This is a genomic window from Chitinivorax sp. B (assembly GCF_005503445.1).
In the GTDB taxonomy this organism is placed as follows: Bacteria; Pseudomonadota; Gammaproteobacteria; order Burkholderiales; family SCOH01; genus Chitinivorax.
This window is the reverse complement of record NZ_SCOH01000026.1, coordinates 1-18069: the sequence shown is the minus strand read 5'-3', so window position 1 is coordinate 18069 and position 18069 is coordinate 1. Positions and strand designations below refer to the sequence as shown.

Here is an 18069-nt window from a genome sequence, read left to right as displayed (position 1 = left end):
CGTGACATTCAAACCTTTCTTCATGGCCTTGGTATGTGGCTATTGTGGTTTGGCCAATGCGGCTTTACTCAAAATTGAGGCAACCGGACCATTATTGGTAGGTAAGTCCGTTGACCTGAGGTTGCATGTAAATCGGCCATTTGACCAACTGACAGCCAACGAGACCTTACTTTCATTTGGTTTCAAGTTGGAATTTGATCGTCACATGCTGCGATTCCAGCAATTTTTGCCAGCCGCCAGTTGGGATGACGACAGTGCATGGTTGGGTGATGGCCATATTGGCGCTTCCCGGTTCCCTGGCTGGGTCAATGATGGGGCGCCCAACCTATACCTGGCGACGCTGCGTTTCGACGTATTACAGGCCGGCCAGACAAGCTTGAACTTGCTTGGTGAAGCGAACGATCTCAACGACGGCTTGAATTATCTGTATGCAGGCCGCCATAACATGAGTACCCAATATCGCCTGCAACTGACCACGATCCCGGAACCCGACAGTGTACTGGTGCTGGGTGTTGGCCTGTGGGGGCTGGCAATGGTATGTCGTCGACCACGCTGATTGGCGCGGTTAGGTAAGCCTCGCTTGGGTACCAATGTTGGTCAGGTTCTCCCATGGGTTTGAACAGGTCGCTTTTGTTTCACGGGCTATCAATGGATCAACAGATTGAAACGGTATGCCTATGCTGAAGCGTGTCCTATTGGCCGTTTGTGCTAAAGCGAGGAGCCACAGTGAAACCTGCCATCATGGTAACGACCACACTTGGCCATATTCCCCGTGGTGTCTGGATACTCGGCTTGGTCAGCATGTTGATGGATATTTCGTCAGAGATGATCCACAGCTTATTGCCGATGTTCATGGTGGCGACACTGGGGGTCAGCGCCTTGACCGTTGGGGTGGTGGAAGGGTTGGCGGAAGCGACGGCGCTGATGGTGAAGGTGTTTTCCGGTGTGTTGAGTGATTATCTGGGCAAGCGTAAAGGGTTGGCTGTGTTGGGTTATGCCATGGGTGCGCTGACCAAGCCGTTGTTTGCCATGGCACCCGGCATTGGGATGGTGTTGACCGCACGTTTGCTGGATCGTGTGGGTAAGGGCATTCGCGGCGCACCACGAGATGCAATGGTGGCAGACCTGGTGTCCGAGGCACAGCGAGGGGCGGCATACGGACTGCGGCAGTCGTTGGACACAGTTGGGGCATGTATCGGGCCAATGTTGGCGACATTATTGATGTTGTTATGGGCGGGGGATTTCCGTGCGGTGTTCTGGGTAGCGTTCATACCAGGGCTGATGGCCGTGGCGCTGTTGTGTATGGGCCTGCGAGAGCCTGACAAGTCACATCAGGGGCCTCGCATCAACCCAATTCAGCGTGATTGTTTAAGTCGCCTCAGTCGCACCTATTGGTGGGTGGTGGCAATCGGCGCAGTCTTCACATTGGCCCGTTTCAGTGAAGCTTTTTTGGTGTTGCGGGCACAACACAGTGGCATTGCACCGGCACTGGTACCGTTGGTGATGGTGGCGATGAATGTGGTGTACGCGCTGGCGGCCTATCCTTTTGGCAAGCTATCCGACCGTGTCAGCCATGTTTGGCTACTGGCTGTGGGGTTGATGGTGCTGATTGCAGCGGACCTGCTGCTGGCGTTGGCGGATACGTGGCAATGGGTATTGGGCGGTGTGGCACTTTGGGGAATCCATATGGGTATTACCCAAGGTCTGTTGGCTAGAATGGTGGCAGATGCGGCGCCTGTTGAACTACGTGGCACCGCATTCGGGTTGTTCAATCTGGTCAGTGGTGTGGCAATGTTGCTGGCCAGCGTACTGGCTGGTTTGTTATGGGATCGCTACGGTCATGCCCTGACCTTTTATGGCGGCGCAGTATTTTGTATTGTGACATTGACCACCCTAATGTTGACCCGCTCAATACGATGAAACCGTGACGTGATGAAGGGGCCAACCTAATTCAGTCAACTGACTGAGGCAAGGCGGTACAATGCAGCATCAGGATTCTTGGCAGCTACGTTAAGAGCCGCTAACAAAACCCAGCGAAGTGATTCTGGTTAGGTGTGCAAACGAAGGCAGTACGAAAGTACGACAAGTTTGCACAACAACGCCAGAAGGGTTTTGTTAGTAGCTCTAAACACCCCAAGTGACCGGCACTTGCTTAATCAGCGACCTTTCCATCATTTCCAGCAATGGGAAGGCGCGTTGATACAGCTTGATTCGTTCACTGGGTTTGGTTTTGGGCTCTGTTTCCTGATCGTCCGTGTTGTCTTCTTCCCCCTCGACTTCATCTATGGGTTTTGAATGGTCAGTTTGAATCGCCATCTTGAGTACCGAAATCGCTGTCGGTAATTGCTCAATGGTGAAAATCCCTTTTCGCTCTTCCGGGTCTTTGCCCAACAGGTTCAATATTTCCTTTCCATTGGTATCAAGCATGATGACGTCACCACTGGCTTTGGATTTGAAGATGTAAAGCATGGTCAGCTGTCCTTGTGATGGATTGAGGTCAGTATAGCTACCTTCGGGCGGTGACTTTGGGGCCAAGGCATTGCGCTGGAGCAGACTGGCCTGCCGCAGCTGGGTGGATTTTGAGTGGGCAAGATTAGCTGCTCACGGTAAATCTGCCGGAAATCGACCGAAAAAAGCCCTGAAACCCCCGTAAATACACGATTTACAGGTGTTGACCGCGCCAACAATCGCTACAATCGTCAGCTCCATGATAGCGCGTAGTAACAAGGACCAAGCATGACGGTAGAGATTCGTTGCAGCATTGCCGAAAAAATTGGCTTCGCCTCGCATCAGCACGCAGTCCCAGTGTTGCGAGAGCTGGAGTTGGTTCACCGCGGCGACCAGCCAATCGAGAACGTGGTGCTGGCATTGTCTGCCGATCCGCCCTTCCTGACGCCTAAAACGTGGTGTATTGATCGCCTCAACGGTCAATCCACCTTACATGTAACAGATCGCGATGTGCAGCTTAACGCAGCCTATCTGGCCGAGCTGACCGAATGCATCCATGGCCGTATTTCATTGCAGTTGATGAAGGATGACCGCCTGATTGCTTTCAGCACCCTATCTGCTCAAGTTCTGGCCCGCTACGAATGGGGCGGCGCGGACACCATGCCGGAGCTGCTGGCCGCATTCGCGATGCCGAACGATCCAGCAGTCGATCAGGTACTGAAACATGCATCCGATGCCCTGCGTCGTGCAGGTAAGCCAGACGGTATTGATGGGTATCGTAGTGGGTCTCGCAGCCGGGTATGGGAACTCGCTTCCGCTGTCTGGACGGCCGTCAGTGGTATGGCGATCAGCTATGTATTGCCGCCAGCCAGTTTTGAGCGCAGCGGGCAGAAGGTCCGCCCGCCTGGCACCATTCTGGGTAGTCGGGTGGCAACGTGTCTGGATAGCGCATTGCTGTTTGCGGCCGCACTGGAACAAGCTGGCCTGAACCCCTTGCTGTTATTGACCGGTGACCACGCAATGACGGGGGTTTGGCTACAGCCGCAAGAGTTCGCCCAATTGATTACGGATGACGTTACCGCCGTCCGTAAACGGATTGATCTGAAAGAGTTGCTGGTTTTTGAAACCACGTTGGTCACCCAGGCGCATCCACCGGGCTTTAGCCAGGCGATTACGGCAGCCCAGCGTCAATTGCAGCAGGATGATGACTTTGTGTTGGCGTTGGATATTCGGCGTGCCCGCATGCAGCGTATTTTGCCGTTGCCCGTTACCTTGGCTCGGTCCGAACAGGATGAAACCACGGCAACTCCATTGCCAGCGGCGCTGGAGGTTGCCCCCAGCCTGCCCGGTTTTGATGTGGACGTGGTGAACCCAGTCGGTTCGCCTAAAGGAAAATTGGCATTATGGCAGCGTAAGCTGCTGGACCTCACAGCCCGTAATCGTCTGCTGCATTTATCGGATAGCAGTAAAGCCGTTTCGCTGCTCTGCCCTGAACCTGCCCAACTGGAAGACCTGCTGTCTGCCGGCAAGCGCATCAAGATTGTGCCACCACCTGATCTAACGGCAGCAGGACGCGATGCAGCGCTCTACACCCAACAGCATCAAGAAAACCTGCTGGAACAATACGCAAAAGAGACCTTGAGTCGTGGCGAAGTATTGTCGCCCATGGAGCCCGCCAAACTGGATGCGCAACTGGTCGACCTTTACCGCAAGGCGCGTAGCGACATTGACGAAGGTGGTGCCAATACCTTGTTTTTGGCGATGGGCTTCCTGCGCTGGAAAAAGTTGGGGGATGACAACCGCAGTTATCGCGCGCCGCTGATTCTGCTACCAGTCAAGCTGGAACGTAAAAGCGCCCTGTCTGGTGTGGTGATGACCCTGGGTGAAGATGAACCACGCTTCAACCTGACCTTGCTGGAGCTGCTGCGGCATGATTTCGAATTGATCATTCATGGGCTGGATGGTGAACTACCTCGGGACGACAGTGGGATTGATATAGAGGGTATCTGGACCACCGTACGCCGTGCAGTCCGTGATCTGCCAGGTTTTGAAGTGATCACTGAATTGGCGCTGAGTACCTTCTCGTTCGCCAAATACCTGATGTGGAAAGATCTGGCCGACAGGGTGGAGCAACTGACCCGCAACCCGGTGGTGAAGCACCTGCTGGATGGTGAAGGCAGCAGTTACCCATCGCAGGGCGAATTTCCGCAACCAAGCCGGCTTGATCACACCACGATCCCAGCCGAACTGTTTACACCGTTGCCGACCGATTCGTCACAACTGGCTGCTGTAGTGGCATCGGCCAGCGGCCACGATTTCGTACTGGATGGCCCGCCTGGCACAGGTAAATCACAAACCATCGCCAACATGATCGCACATAACCTGGCTTTGGGCCGGCGTGTGTTGTTTGTGGCAGAAAAAATGGCAGCGTTGAATGTGGTGTACCGCCGACTGGCTGAAAAAGGCCTGGGGGAGTTCTGTTTGGAATTGCATTCCAGCAAGGCTTCCAAAACCGAAGTACTGAAACAGCTGGAGCGTGCCTGGGATACACGCGATGCCTTGTCGGCCGATGTCTGGGCCAAAGAGGCTGCAGAAGTTCAGCGTTTGCGTACCCGCCTCAACGAATTTGTCTTCCGACTGCATCAGGTATGGCCAAATGGCTGGACATTGCATCAAGCCATGGGCCGGGTGATTCGCGATGCAGATACTGGCACGCCACAGTTGAATTGGCCCGAGGGCACGGTGCATGACGACGCTGCCTGGCAACGCTTGCAGGATGTGGTACGTCGATTGGCACTCAATGCCACCGCGCTTGGTACGGATACCACTGGTTTGGCGTTGCTGACCCGTACGGAATGGTCGAATGCCTGGCAGGCCGCTATGACGACACTGGCCCCAGCGTTGTTGACTGCATTGGCGACCTTGCAGCAGGTATTGGTACAGCTGCAAACCCAATTGAAGCTACCGACTGTGCCGATGCAAGGCCCAGCTATTCAACAACTGCTGATACTGGGCCGTCAGCTGCCACAGGCTCACGGGCTCAATCTCAGTGTTGCATTTGTGCCAGATGCGGCAGCGGTGCTGGAGACAGCCCACGGTGCACTCAAACAATTGGCGGACTATCACCAAATGGTACAGGCATTATCAGTCACCTATCCGCCTGAAACCTGTCGCCATCTGGATGTAGCCAAGCTGGAAGCCGATTGGGCTGCAGCCAGTGGTAAATTCTGGTTCTTTGCCACCTGGGCCAAAAAGAAGCTGACTCAGTCAGTAGCCAGCCAACTTGGCTTGCCCGTATTGCCTGATATCGCGGCCGACCTACCTAAATTGCGCCAATTGGTACTGATGGCACAAGGGTTGGATGCATTGAATGCCAAACTGGCGAACCTGCCTGGGTGGTCATCTACCACATCTGATGTGTCACGTTTGACTTTGGCGGTGAAAGTGGCCGAACAATTGCGACTGGCCATTCGCACCATGGCAACCTCACCGGAGCAACTACTGGGCCTTCGTCAGGCACTGGCCCGTGTGGTGATTGACGGCAACGAATTGTTGGCAGCTGATGGGCAGATTGCGCATATCGTCGGTCGGCTGGACCAAGCATTTGCTACCGTGACCAGCAAGGTTGCCAGTTTTGTCGAATTGACCGGTCTGGATACCACCTTACAGCAAGATTGGCCACGGTTACATGCCGTTGCCCAGTCTGTACACCAGCATGGAGGCCGTTTGAAGGCTTGGTGCGATTGGCAGCGCGTGAGACAGGAAGCCTTGGCTTGCCAACTGAGCCCATTGGTCGTGGCATTGGAGCGCGGCGTAATCCCAGCGGCCAAGCTGCAAGATACATTTGAAGTGGCCTATGCGCGCTGGTTTGCTGCCACGCAGATTGATGCTGATCCGATCCTGCGGCAATTTGTTGCTGTGGAGCACATGAGTGATATTGAAGCCTACCGCCGTCTGGACGACCGTCTGTCGCAATTGGCAGTCAGGTATACCCGTGCCAAATTGTGTGGCTTGATCCCAGCCAAGAACGAAGTAGGCAAGCAGGATGGCTTTGGTATTCTCAAGCACGAGTTGCAAAAACAGCGTCGTCACAAGCCGATTCGGCAATTGGCTACTGAAATGGGTGATGCGCTGCCCAGGTTGGCACCATGCATGCTGATGAGCCCGCTTTCCATTGCCCAATACCTGCCACCAGATCAAGCGTTGTTTGACCTTGTGATCTTTGATGAAGCATCCCAAATTGCACCTTGGGATGCGATCGGCTCCATTGCCCGTGGTAAGCAGGTAGTGGTGGCGGGCGACCCACGCCAGATGCCCCCCACCAGCTTTTTTAATCGTGGTACCTCAGCAGGTGATGACGATATCGAAGAGGACATGGAAAGCATCCTTGACCAGTGTCTGGCTGCCGGCATACCCAGCCACAGCCTGACCTGGCATTATCGCAGCCGCCACGAAAGCCTGATTGCCTTCTCGAATCACCGTTATTACGAAAGCAATCTCATTACCTTCCCAGCGGCCATCACCCGTCAAAGTGCCGTGGAATGGCGTCGTGTCGATGGGGTCTACGCCAAGGGTAAAGGGCGTACCAACGCCGTTGAAGCCAAGGCATTGGTAAATGAAGTAGTCAAACGGCTGACTGACCCTGCTTTTGTTGCCGCCGGCCATACCTTGGGTATTGTCACTTTCAACGCAGAACAACAGCAACTCATCAATGATCTGTTGGATAAAGAACGTCAACGCTTGCCAGAACTGGAGCGTTTTTTCGGTGAGGGCCTGACGGAGCCCGTCGTGGTGAAGAACCTGGAAACGGTACAGGGTGATGAACGCGACTTGATCCTGCTGGGCGTGGGTTACGGCCCAACAGAGCCCGGTGTGCCAACCATGTCGATGAACTTCGGCCCACTGAACCGAGAAGGAGGCTGGCGCCGCCTGAATGTGGCCATCACCCGGGCACGGCGAGAGTTGCTGGTATTCACCTCATTCGACCCGAGTATGGTCGATCTGAATCGTACCAGCGCCAGGGCGGTGCATGATCTCAAGCACTTCCTCGAATTTGCCCAACGCGGCCCTCGCGCTTTGGCCGAAGCAGTCCGTGGCTCGGTCGGCGGCTATGACTCTCCCTTTGAAGAGGCCGTTGCCAATGCCCTACGACAAAAGGGTTGGCAGGTTGTCCCGCAAATCGGTGTCTCACGCTTCCGCATCGACCTCGGCATCGTCCATCCAGATCGCCCCGGCGATTATCTGGTGGGCGTGGAATGCGACGGTGCCACTTACCACAGCGCCGCGACCGCCCGCGACCGCGACAAAGTCCGTGCCAGCATTCTGACAGGACTGGGTTGGACATTACTGCGGGTCTGGTCAACCGATTGGTGGGTGGACAAACAAGGGGCAATCAACAAACTGGATGAAGCCATCCACGCTTTGCTGGTGGCAACTCGAACACAACTTCAGAAACAAGATTCCATAGGTCAATTGTCATCGGAAATTGCAGGTGAACCGAACCAGCGCGTGTTGGATGAAAGCAATGCTGGGTAATGGCTGGCGTGGCAATTGTCGAGACGATTGCCAAAAACCACTTTGCCATTGATCGCACAGTCAAAGTCCTCGGTGCGCTCGCCATCGTACATGGCAGCGGTGGCCAGAGGGCCATACTGGCCGAGTGCGGCGGCGGCACCTGCGACCGCGTTTTTCTGGCTGGCGCTGCCTTTGGGGCTGTGTAGCAGCAGGTGCGGTTCGTGCCAGTCGGGGACGTCGCCAGCCGTCCGCTGAATTTATTCAGTCCTGTCGTCGCTGTCTGATCCATGTTCCGCTTAATGACTGGCTGAGTTCAAGGCCATATGCCGGGATCAATAACGATAAAATCCCGAGCCATAATCCAGATCGGTAACAATGGCATCATTCTCGAAATCATCGTCTGGGATATTGCTGGCCTTGCAGTCCAGTGGCGTGGCTTTGGCGCGGGCCACCAGATCGATGCGGGTCGGGTTGGCCCAGCCGAAGGCACGAAAGATCTCTTCGGCGAGCCGGACAAACTCCATCCATTTCCAGCTCAGATGCAGGGCGGGGACAATGGACAGGGCGACCACGATAGCGGTGACATCTCGCAAAAAGGTTGGGTCACCAAAAACAATGTCAACTGATGGTTGGTATTGCAGTATTACGGGCAGCCAGCCCAGAAACAAGATGAAGAGCGGCCCTTTTTTGCCAATAAAAAGCCACAAAAGCGGTGCCAATAAAAATAGCACGCCTAATGTCACCATGGAGAGCGGTTCGCCTCCTATTTTATTCGTCGCTACCGCGAGCGAGAACATCCACCCCAGACAAAGCGGTATTGACAGTATGAAAAGCAAAAACACCTTGAGCGCATTCATCCAATGCGCCACCCGCCCGCGGGAGCAGTGCGGGTACAACGCAACCAGACGGTCTTTGGGGCGGGCCACGGCATAGACCCGGTAAAAACTGCCTTCGTTAGACGCAACGACCTCGACTTCGTCCCCTGCCTTGAATGGGCAGCGCCATAACCAGCCCTTGAATGATTTGCCGTCCAGCTCGAACTCGACCCAGTCGGCCGGTTCGCTGGGGTCGCTGGCGGCCAGGGCGGTGTTGGCGGCTTGGCCGACTGCTTCCACCATGGCGGCCGCCACCGCGACACCGCCCATGGCGGATTGCTCGTCACGCGTCATGACGAAGCTTTCGTCAGTACGCTCGCAGCTCAGCTTCGTCAGCCGCCCGCTGTATTTTTGCAACCCTGTCGTCGATAACTGATCCATGTTCCGCTTAATGACTGGCTGAGTTCAAGGCCATATGCCGGGATCAATAACGATAAAATCCCGAGCCATAATCCAGATCGGTAACAATGGCATCATTCTCGAAATCATCGTCTGGGATATTGCTGGCCTTGCAGTCCAGTGGCGTGGCTTTGGCGCGGGCCACCAGATCGATGCGGGTCGGGTTGGCCCAGCCGAAGGCACGAAAGATCTCTTCGGCGAGCCGGACAAACTCCATCCATTTCCAGCTCAGATGCAGGGCGGGAATAATGGACAGGCCGAAAATAATGGCGGTAATGTCCAGCAAACGGGTGGGGTCGCCAAATAGAGATTTTACCGCTGGCTGATATTGCAAGATCACCGGCAGCCAGCCTAGGAATATGAAAAATAGCGGCCCTTTTTTACCAAAAAATAGGAAGGAAAGCGGGGCTAACAAAAATAGCGCTCCTAGTGCCACGACATAGAGCGGCCACCCCTCAATGCCATAAGCCGCTTCGCCGAGCGATAGCATACATCCTATATAAAGCGGTGTTCCCAGAAGGGCAAGCAAAAATACCTTCAGTGCATTCAACCAATGCGCCACCCGTCCTCTGGAACAGTGCGGGTACAGCGCAACCAAGCGGTCGCTGGGGCGGGCCACGGCATAGACCCGGTAAAAACTGCCTTCGTTTGCCGCAACGACCTCGACTTCATCCCCTGTCCTAAACGGGCAGCGCCATAACCAGCCCTTGAATGACTTGCCGTCCAGCTCGAACTCGACCCAGTCGGCCGGTTCGCTGGGGTCGCTGGCGGCCAGGGCGGTAGTGGCCGCCTGGCCGACCGCTTCCACCATGGCGGCCGCCACTGCGACACCGCCCATGGCGGACTGTTCGCCGGAGGTCATGACGAAGCTTTCGTCGGTACGCTCGCAGCTCAGTTTCGCCAGCCGCCCGCTGAATTTTTGCAATCCTGTCGTCGATGTCTGATCCATGTTTCGTCTGAAGTCAGCGCTGCCACGCACTGGGATTAGTAACGGAAAAAACCGCTGCCATAATTGGCATCGGTCGTGACGTCATGCATCCCGATATCGTATTCGCGGACGTTGCTGGCCTTGCAGTCCAGTGGTGTGGCTTTGGCACGGGCCACCAGATCGATGCGGGTCGGGTTGTCCCAGCCGAAGGCGCGGAAGATCTCTTCAGCGAGCCGGACGAACTCCATCCATTTCCAACTCAGATGCAGGGCGGGCAAAATGAACAGAGCGCCAACAATTGCGGTTATGTACATTAGGCTGGTTGGATCACCGAATGCAGCATCAATTGAGGGCTGATATTGGAGTATTAGGGGGAGGCAGCATAAAAACACTACAAATAAAGGGCCTTTTTTGCCAAAGATAAAAGAAAATGGGGCAAGTAAACCTATTATTCCTAGCACAACTACAAACAGTGGTGTTCCGCCTAATCCGCGAGTTGCAGCTCCAAGAGACTCTACACAGACAGTAAATATAGGCGCGGCCAATATGGCTAGCAAATACATCTTAAGTGTGTTTAACCAATGCGCCACCCGCCCGCGGGAGCAGTGCGGATACAGCGAAATCAAGCGGTCTTTGGGGCGGGCCACGGCATACACACGGTGGAATGCTCCTTCGTTAGATGCAATGACTTCGACTTCATCCCCTGTCCTAAACGGGCAGCGCCACAGCCAACCCTTGAATGCCCTGCCGTCCAGCTCGAACTCGACCCAGTCGGCGGGTTCGCTGGGGTCGCTGGCGGCCAGGGCGGTACTGGCGGCTTGGCCGACCGCTTCCACCATGGCGGCCGCCACCGCGACACCGCTCATGGCCGACTGCTCGCCGGGGGTCATGACGAAGCTCTCGTCGGTACGCTCACAGCTCAGTTTCTCCAGCCGCCCAGTGAATTTTTGCAACCCTGTCGTCGAAGTAGTGTTCATATTGTGCTTGCCAAGGCTCTGGCTAATGCCTCGTTTTCCTCTTGTGTATTGGCAAATGGGTCTTTATGTCGTTCTTTGCCAAAGCGACAATGTGCCAGCCATTTTTGCAGTTCTGTATCATCCAGCCATGAAATGGCAATGATCAGCACTATCGTGGCAACTGTTGACCAGCATGGCAATATGCTCGACATCTTCGCCATCGTATAGGGCGACGGCTGTCGACCCGGCAAAGTTGGCCAGCCCGTCGGTGGCTGCGGCTACCGCCCCAGTGAACACTGCGCCACGCTGCATGTCTTCCAGCAGGTTGACCACGCCCGGGGCGCGGTGGATGGCATTGATGGTGCCATCGATGGTAAACAGTTTACTTTCGCTCAAGGCAGTCAAAGCGCTCAACTTACAAAGTTAGGGTACTTGCCGAATGCCATATTTCTTGTAGTGGGCCGCCAAGGCTCTATCCAAGTGGATAATATATTTCCGATGGGTGTTTTCAATGCGAAAATCCTGATTTTTTACGGAAAATTTCGAGACATTGAAATCTTTGTATCTTGCAACTCCCAATACCTTGAATATCTCCTCAACAATTTTACCTTTTTCAATGAGATCTTTTGAGCTTAGATAGATTATCACGGGCATAATTACAAACTCGAAAAATATAAGTATGCCTCGCATTTCTTGGTTAAATTTTTCGAGTGCACCCCATACGTAAAATAATCCATTCAGAAGCAATTCCAGAAAAATAATAAGAATGAAATATATTTTGACTGTATATCTGACCATCCCCTTTCTTGTCTCATCATGCATATAAGGCATCCAAAGCCAAGCATCTTCAAGTCGAAGAATGGCATGCGCAAACAAAGAATCCCCTGGCGCATAGGACGCCACCAATCTGACTTGATCGCCAATGTTTAAATCTTCCGTAGACTGAAAGGTACCAATGACCAGTTTACCGTTGACCAGCATGGCAATATGCTCGACATCTTCGCCATCGTATAGGGCGACGGCTGTTGACCCGGCAAAGTTGGCCAGCCCGTCGGTGGCTGCAGCCACTGCCCCTGTGAATAGAGCGCCGCGCTGCATGTCTTCCAGCAGATTGACCACGCCCGGCGCACGATGGATCGCATCGATGGTGCCATCGACGGTAAACAGTTTGCTTTCGCTCAAGACAGTCAAAGCGCTCAACTTACAAAGTTATGACGCTTGCCGAATGCCATATTTCTTGTAATGGGCCTCAAGAGCTTTATGCATATCGAATACATACATTTTATGTGATGTTTCAAGACCAGGATTCAAATAGCTGAGCGAAAATTTATTAATGTAAAAGCCTTTATGCTTTGGAATGCCAAGCGCTCTGTATATATTCTCAGTTACCCCGGCACCTCTCATTAAATCTTTTGAGCTCAAATAAAACATTATTGGAAGTAATATGATGTAAAAAACAAAAGAGACCGCAATCCTTTCTTCTTCCATAGGTAACTTCCAGTCATATAAGAAAGCCGGCGCTGATAGAAAAATTTCCATGCCAATTACAATAAGCAAGTATATTTTCATTAAATGCTTGACCAACCCCCTTTTGGTCCTGCATTGCATATAAGGCATCCAAAGCAACCCATCATTCTGACGCAAAATGGCATGTGTAAATAGAAAGTCTCCCGGCTCGGGAGACACCACCAACCTGACTTGATCGCCAACGTTTAAATCTTCGGTAGATTGGAAAGTGCCAATGACCAGTTTGCCATTGACCAGCATGGCAATGTGTTCCACATCTTCACCATCGGACAGCGCGACAGCTGTCGACCCGGCAAAGTTGGCCAGCCCATCGGTGGCTGCGGCCACTGTGCCGGTGAAGAGTGCACCGCGCTGCATGTCTTCCAACAGATTGACCACGCCCGGTGCGCGGTGGATGGCTTCAATGGTGCCATCGATGGTAAACAGTTTGCTTTCGCTCAAAGCAGTCAACGCTCCTCAACTTACAAAGTTATGACGCTTGCCGAATGCCATACTTTTTGTAATGGGCCTCTAGCACTTTATTGAAATCGAAAACGTACATCTTATTCGATGTTTCAATGCCAGGATTTAAACAACTTAATGAAAATTTATTAATATAAAAACGCCTGTATTCTTGAACGCCGAGAATTTTATATATCTCCTCAGTTATCGCGGCATTTTTCAATAAATCTCCAGAGCTTAGATAAGATATAATAGGAAGTATTATCGCAAAAAAGAAAATAAATATTTGCTGCATATCATTAAAGAATGATAAATCTCCGGAGACTGCGCATATTAAAAAAAATAACATTTCAGTGAGGATAATAATCAGTAAATTAATTTTAACTATATATTTTATAATGCCCATTCTTGTTCTAGATAGCATATAAGGCATCCACAGCCATGCATCATCAAGGCGAAGAATGGCGTGACAGAATAAAAAATCGCCCAGCTCGAATGACACCACTAATCTGACCTTATCTCCGATCTTTAAATCCTCTGTAGACTGAAAGGTGCCAAGACCAGCTTGCCGTTGACAAGCATGGCAATGTGTTCAACGTCTTCGCCATCGTACATGGCTACGGCTGCTGAGCCTACAAAATTGGCAAAGCTATCGGTGACTACGGCTGCGGCACCAGTAACGAGCGCACCACGCTGCATGTTTTCTAACAGGTTGACTACACCATGTGCACGGTGAATAACGTCAATGGTGCCATCAATGGTAAACAGTTTGCGTTCGTTCATTCAGGCTTCGTCCACTAAGGATGCTTTTTCAAATGCTTGTAATTCTTCCTCAATATTAGCATAGCCATAGGCCAACTGATTTTTACGGAATAGGCATTTGTCAAACCAACGCTCTAATGCTTGAGAGTCAATATACCAGCGGTAGGCAGAGTAAGAGAGGTCTGCAACAGTAATGATAACGCCAACCCAGCCTAGCCAAGCAACCATTCGAAGCAATAAGACACGTTCTGCGAATTTTTTGGCGCCAGCTCCTAAAGCATTTAAGGTCCATCTGGTGATTGCTTTTCGTCCTTGCTTGGCGGCATAGTACTCAAAATATGGGGCAGAATACGAGTAAGCCGCTATCGTACTTGTGACTGATGAAATAATATTGGCTCCTATTCTAATTTTCATGATTCCTATTTGAGAGGAATCTTTTTCACTGGCGAGTTTTTTAATATCTAAGATTGCTGAAATGATCCCTGCTCCAAACCCAAATGCGCCTGCTTTCAGCTTAAAACCACCTCGAACAATATCTGCCCCTTTATTAATGCCTGAAATCACATTGTATTGTGGCAACTCTCGGACGGATTTAACACTGGCGTAGAACATATCGCACATGGCGCTGCCGATGGAAAGTACACCTCCCAGCACCTCAAGCGCCACCAAGTCAAACTCAGGTTTCAATTTACCCAGCTTGCCAACCAGTGCGATGCTCTCTAGGCCGATCAGCGCCATGCCGATTCGGGCCTGATGGTAATTATTGGTGGGACTGGGCGTAGTAGGGACGCGCTCTGTTGGTACAGGTTTTCCCTTCAGCACTTTCAGTTCGGCATCATAGGCGGTGTGCTGTTTGGCACTGTCTTCCAACTGCTTTTGCAGTGCCTTCCAACCCAGTCTGCCAGCGCCTTGGCTGATCTGAATTTTGGCCTTCAGTTGGGCATCGGTGATCAGGTCGACCATGCCTTGTTGGATTTGCAGCTTGGCTGCGGTGGCCTGGCGATGGGCGCGAATCTCGGCGCCGGTTTTACGCATGCGGGTTGCTTGGGCGCGAGCCTCCGCTGTGCGATAGGCGCGTTCTTTATTGTCCCAGTCTGTGGCGTTGACCTTTGCCATCAGCGTTTTGTGCTCCAGCTCGAACGCCAAGTCGCCCAGTTGACTTTGCATGAGGAAGGATATGCGGGCGGCGAAGGCCAATTCTGCGGTTGAGCCAATCGCTTTGCGTGATACAGCCCGGCACAGGGTTGAGATCAAATAGGAGAAGCGAGCCTCATAATTGGCTAAATGTTTGGGGTTCAGGTAGTTGGTACTTTGACTTTGATTGCGCATCCATTCGTCCAGCGCCGAATCGGTACTTTTGAACATGCTGACGACGCTCTTGATTGCGGCCTTGACTCCGGCGGTGGGTTCAGCCGACAGGTCAGTCTGGTTGGCCGCACTATTGGTGGCTTCTGCCAATAGCTTGTTGACGGCTTTGTTGGTTTCTTGTTGATCACGGGTAAGGGCACGTAACAGCAGGTTCGTTCGATCAATTTTGGTGGCGGCGGCCCAGTCGTTCAGCACCTTTTCGGCTACGGGCGAGCCTTCCATGCCGAAAATGCAACCGATGACATTGGCTCGTAACACTTCGCCCGACTGGGTGTCACGTTGATCAAAGCAGTCGAATGCTTGCAAGACCCTGTTCGTTTTTAACCAACTCAAATGGTGGGGTGTGCGTTCGGCTGCACGCTTCGCCATGCTTGTTGAGAGCCTGGACAGGTTCTGCTCGAAGCTGTCCATTTTCCCGACGTCGAGTAATGGAGCGTAGTGTTCCTGCCATTTCTTTTGGCCATGTTGCTCGGCATGGTCAATCAGCCATTGCTCATCCTTCTCCCGGGCAAGCTCAAATTCTGTTACCTTGTCGGGGCGTTGGGCTTCCCATTCCTTCCTTGATGGATGCGTGTAGGCATTGTTTGCCCACATTTTGTACTTTCTCAGTTGAGCAGAGTCATCGGGAAAGATGGGCTCAATTTTTGCCCGCCGCTGCAGGTCCCGCCTTTCGACACTGTTTTTGGCATCCATCACAAAGCCATCGTTGATGGCTTTCTTGAATTTACCAATCGTTTCCAGTACGGGCAGCCGGTCTCGGTTCGGCCGGCCGCGTTCGATTCGCTTCAAGAATTGGTCAAAAAGTACAAAGCTGTCATTCCGGAAATCATTCAACGCCTGGGTGATACCAATCGGGTCATGGATGACCAGGCCGGGGATCTTGTACAGCTCCAGGGCGCTGCTGATCCCGCCCAGCTTGCCGGCGACCGCATTGATGTCGGCGCTGAAGTATTGGCTGTCCAGCAGGTTCCGGTACGACTCGCCGGGCTTGCCTTTACCGAAACACAGGAATTCGGCGACGGTCTTTTCGATGTCGCTGCTGGGGAGGGCGTGCGGCTGCTTGGTCTGGCCGGCCAGCCAGGCGGCGGGGTGGAAGACCTGCAGTTTGCCCGCGGCGGCATATTTCACACAGTGTTTCTTGTATTCTGCCAACTTGGCATCGGTTAACTGTTCCGGCGTGAACAGCACCCAGATATTGGGCACGTCCTCGGCCTTCGGGATGTTGACCATGGAGGCGGTCACGCCGCAGTAGGTGGGGTCGCAGCTGAATTCCGGGTTGAGCTGCGGGCGCCATTCGGGTGGGAATTCATACAGGTAGCCGCCATTGACCACTTGATAGGCGGCCCAGTATTTGACGCCTTTGCGCTCGATCAGCACGTAGAGGTAGCCTTGGCGCGGCATGCGGACCGCATAGCGGCAGTGGTCGTGCAAGGCGATATCGGTGACGCCCTGGCCCAAATTGGCGGGCAGCTGGGCCGGCAAGGGGGCCAGTTCGTTTTTGTCTTCCGCCGCGACCACGCCATAGATCAGCGGCAGCCACTTGAAGCCTTCTCGGTTGCAAAATCGGCAGTCTTTTTTGATCTTCATGGTGTCAATCAATCATCCAAGGTCGGGACCGCAGCCTCGGCCGGGTCCAGTGACAGGTTCAGCAGGTCGTCCAGGGCATCCTTGAGCGGGATGCCGTCGTGGATGACCAGTTGCAGTACGTCATTCAGCTGCGGATGCGTCTGCCAGGGCTCGCCGTGGGCCAGGCACAAGGCCGCCCAGTGGGCGATGTCGTCGGGTTGGCGCAGGCCACGCAATCGGGCTGACTGCAAATGGTTGAGCCACAACGGCACCTGCGCATGGCTGGGTGGCTGCTGACGCCGCCGCTGCTTGCTCAGCAGCCGGTTGAAGGCTTCGATGTCGCCCAGCGCCTGCCATTGCTGCGGGCTGACCAGCAGGCGCGGGGTGGTGGCGGGGACCGACGGTGCCTGAATGGCCTGGTAGGCACCGAGCCAGTCCACGAACACCCATTGCTGAATGCCTTGCAACAGCAGCGACAGTTGCGGGGCATCGAGCACGCGGGGCAGGTGATACATCACCCGGGGATCGAAGAACCGGAAGTAGGCGCCGCCGAGCTGGTCGATGTGCAGGTCCAGCATGCGGGTCAGATGCTGCGCAGTTGATTGCTGGTGGTGGTCGCTTCCCACTGCGCCAGTTCGACGCATTCGCTGAGCAGGGGCGAGTACGCGTTGTCCAGGCGGATCAGGCGCGGCGCACTGGCCGGCCGGGCGCGGAATTGCCGGTCCAGCAACGGTGTTTGTGTAAAGGTGGCGTCCGCCTGGTCGAGGGCGTCCAATGGCGGTAGCCCCGCCAGCGGATCGACGAGGAGGTCGCAATGGCCCCAGTCGCGCACCTGATTGAATAGTTGTTCGTACAAGGTCGGCATGGTACGCATCCCGTGTTAGCGTAAGGTGCCGGCCGCGCCGGATTGCGTGGCATCCGAGACGCTGAATTCGCAGCCTTTGATCTGGCTTTTCGGCAGCGGGGGCGCGGTATGGCTGGCCCCCATCGGCCCCAACTGCTGCTTCAAGCTGGCCTTGAACATGGCTTCTTTCGGACACTGGATCAGGATATTGCCGTCTTTGAGGGTCAACCCCGTGCCATTGGCGACCAGCTTGAGTTGGGTGGGGCTGGCGAGGGTGACCTGGTTGTTGCTGCTGATCGTGACGGTCTGCTGTGCGTTGAGGTTGGCTTGATCGCGTTGGGCTTGGACTTGCACCTTGCCGGTGGCGGCGTGCAGGTGGATGCCGGTGGTGTGCTCAGGTTTCTGGCTCGGGGCCGGGGTGTCGTAGCTGAACAGGCGGAT

General features: G+C 53.9%; 17 protein-coding genes. 4 read left to right on the top strand and 13 right to left on the bottom strand.

Annotated features, from left to right (window positions below; translation table 11 throughout):
• Nucleotide 1: 1 nt before the first annotated feature.
• On the top strand, nt 2-556 hold the full coding sequence (locus tag FFS57_RS15740; protein ID WP_171013989.1) for a PEP-CTERM sorting domain-containing protein: 555 nt from the start codon (nt 2-4) through the stop codon (nt 554-556).
• A gap of 185 nt (nt 557-741) precedes the next feature.
• Complete coding sequence (locus FFS57_RS15735; protein ID WP_137938821.1) at nt 742-1920, top strand: MFS transporter; 1179 nt, start codon at nt 742-744, stop codon at nt 1918-1920.
• Between the two features lie 204 nt (nt 1921-2124).
• Here the strand turns inward: FFS57_RS15735 and FFS57_RS15730 are convergent, their stop codons facing one another.
• Complete coding sequence (locus tag FFS57_RS15730; RefSeq protein ID WP_137938763.1) at nt 2125-2469, bottom strand: DUF1840 domain-containing protein; 345 nt, start codon at nt 2467-2469, stop codon at nt 2125-2127.
• Nucleotides 2470-2736: 267 nt separating this feature from the next.
• On the opposite strand from FFS57_RS15730, the gene proA reads away from it, so the two are divergent.
• Together proA and FFS57_RS15720 are read left to right on the top strand one after the other, a co-directional pair.
• Nucleotides 2737-7983: an anti-phage protein ProA gene (gene proA, locus FFS57_RS15725; RefSeq protein ID WP_137938762.1), complete on the top strand. Its 5247-nt coding sequence runs from the start codon at nt 2737-2739 to the stop codon at nt 7981-7983.
• A complete protein-coding gene (locus FFS57_RS15720) occupies nt 7983-8168 on the top strand; it encodes a hypothetical protein (RefSeq protein ID WP_137938761.1) in 186 nt (61 codons plus the stop codon). Before proA ends, FFS57_RS15720 begins: the two co-directional genes overlap by 1 nt.
• A 126-nt stretch (nt 8169-8294) precedes the next feature.
• Here the strand turns inward: FFS57_RS15720 and FFS57_RS15715 are convergent, their stop codons facing one another.
• The 12 genes from FFS57_RS15715 to FFS57_RS15660 all read right to left on the bottom strand — a co-directional run.
• Nucleotides 8295-9218, bottom strand: a complete 924-nt coding sequence (locus FFS57_RS15715) for a putative type VI secretion system effector (RefSeq protein WP_137938760.1) — start codon at nt 9216-9218, stop codon at nt 8295-8297.
• 43 nt (nt 9219-9261) lie between these two features.
• Entirely contained in the window at nt 9262-10185 is a 924-nt protein-coding gene (locus FFS57_RS15710; protein WP_137938759.1) for a putative type VI secretion system effector, read from the bottom strand.
• Nucleotides 10186-10220: 35 nt separating this feature from the next.
• A complete protein-coding gene (locus FFS57_RS15705; RefSeq protein WP_137938758.1) occupies nt 10221-11141 on the bottom strand; it encodes a putative type VI secretion system effector in 921 nt (306 codons plus the stop codon).
• A 117-nt stretch (nt 11142-11258) separates the two neighbouring features.
• Complete coding sequence (locus FFS57_RS15700; RefSeq protein WP_137938757.1) at nt 11259-11516, bottom strand: hypothetical protein; 258 nt, start codon at nt 11514-11516, stop codon at nt 11259-11261.
• Nucleotides 11517-11543: 27 nt separating this feature from the next.
• On the bottom strand, nt 11544-12302 hold the full coding sequence (locus FFS57_RS15695; RefSeq protein ID WP_137938756.1) for a hypothetical protein: 759 nt from the start codon (nt 12300-12302) through the stop codon (nt 11544-11546).
• Between the two features lie 27 nt (nt 12303-12329).
• Nucleotides 12330-13088 (bottom strand): hypothetical protein, encoded by a 759-nt coding sequence (locus tag FFS57_RS15690; protein WP_137938755.1) that lies wholly within the window; start codon nt 13086-13088, stop codon nt 12330-12332.
• Between the two features lie 28 nt (nt 13089-13116).
• Nucleotides 13117-13590: a hypothetical protein gene (locus FFS57_RS15685; protein ID WP_137938754.1), complete on the bottom strand. Its 474-nt coding sequence runs from the start codon at nt 13588-13590 to the stop codon at nt 13117-13119.
• A gap of 26 nt (nt 13591-13616) precedes the next feature.
• Entirely contained in the window at nt 13617-13871 is a 255-nt protein-coding gene (locus FFS57_RS15680) for a hypothetical protein (RefSeq protein WP_137938753.1), read from the bottom strand.
• A complete protein-coding gene (locus tag FFS57_RS15675) occupies nt 13872-16805 on the bottom strand; it encodes a T6SS effector BTH_I2691 family protein (RefSeq protein WP_137938752.1) in 2934 nt (977 codons plus the stop codon). It lies immediately after the preceding gene.
• Between the two features lie 8 nt (nt 16806-16813).
• The gene (locus tag FFS57_RS15670; protein WP_137938751.1) at nt 16814-17428 is read right to left on the bottom strand and encodes a DUF4123 domain-containing protein; all 615 of its coding nucleotides are present in this window, start codon (nt 17426-17428) and stop codon (nt 16814-16816) included.
• Nucleotides 17368-17649 carry a hypothetical protein gene (locus FFS57_RS15665; RefSeq protein ID WP_137938750.1) on the bottom strand — a complete coding sequence of 94 codons (282 nt, stop codon included), beginning with the start codon at nt 17647-17649 and terminating at the stop codon, nt 17368-17370. The genes FFS57_RS15670 and FFS57_RS15665 overlap by 61 nt, the downstream gene beginning before the upstream one ends.
• A 15-nt stretch (nt 17650-17664) precedes the next feature.
• Nucleotides 17665-18069, bottom strand: a 405-nt coding sequence (locus tag FFS57_RS15660; protein WP_171013987.1) for a DUF2345 domain-containing protein, incomplete at its 5' end; no start/stop codon positions are given.

Coding starts and splice junctions, on each gene's coding strand:
- FFS57_RS15735 (WP_137938821.1), top strand. CDS start 742: ATGGTAACGACCACACTTGGCCATATTCCCCGTGGTGTCTGGATACTC.
- FFS57_RS15705 (WP_137938758.1), bottom strand. CDS start 11,141: ATGAACACTACTTCGACGACAGGGTTGCAAAAATTCACTGGGCGGCTG.
- FFS57_RS15710 (WP_137938759.1), bottom strand. CDS start 10,185: ATGGATCAGACATCGACGACAGGATTGCAAAAATTCAGCGGGCGGCTG.
- FFS57_RS15720 (WP_137938761.1), top strand. CDS start 7,983: ATGGCTGGCGTGGCAATTGTCGAGACGATTGCCAAAAACCACTTTGCC.
- FFS57_RS15665 (WP_137938750.1), bottom strand. CDS start 17,649: ATGCCGACCTTGTACGAACAACTATTCAATCAGGTGCGCGACTGGGGC.
- FFS57_RS15675 (WP_137938752.1), bottom strand. CDS start 16,805: ATGAAGATCAAAAAAGACTGCCGATTTTGCAACCGAGAAGGCTTCAAG.
- FFS57_RS15680 (WP_137938753.1), bottom strand. CDS start 13,871: ATGAACGAACGCAAACTGTTTACCATTGATGGCACCATTGACGTTATT.
- FFS57_RS15730 (WP_137938763.1), bottom strand. CDS start 2,469: ATGCTTTACATCTTCAAATCCAAAGCCAGTGGTGACGTCATCATGCTT.
- FFS57_RS15670 (WP_137938751.1), bottom strand. CDS start 17,428: ATGCGTCGAACTGGCGCAGTGGGAAGCGACCACCACCAGCAATCAACT.
- FFS57_RS15715 (WP_137938760.1), bottom strand. CDS start 9,218: ATGGATCAGTTATCGACGACAGGGTTGCAAAAATACAGCGGGCGGCTG.
- proA (WP_137938762.1), top strand. CDS start 2,737: ATGACGGTAGAGATTCGTTGCAGCATTGCCGAAAAAATTGGCTTCGCC.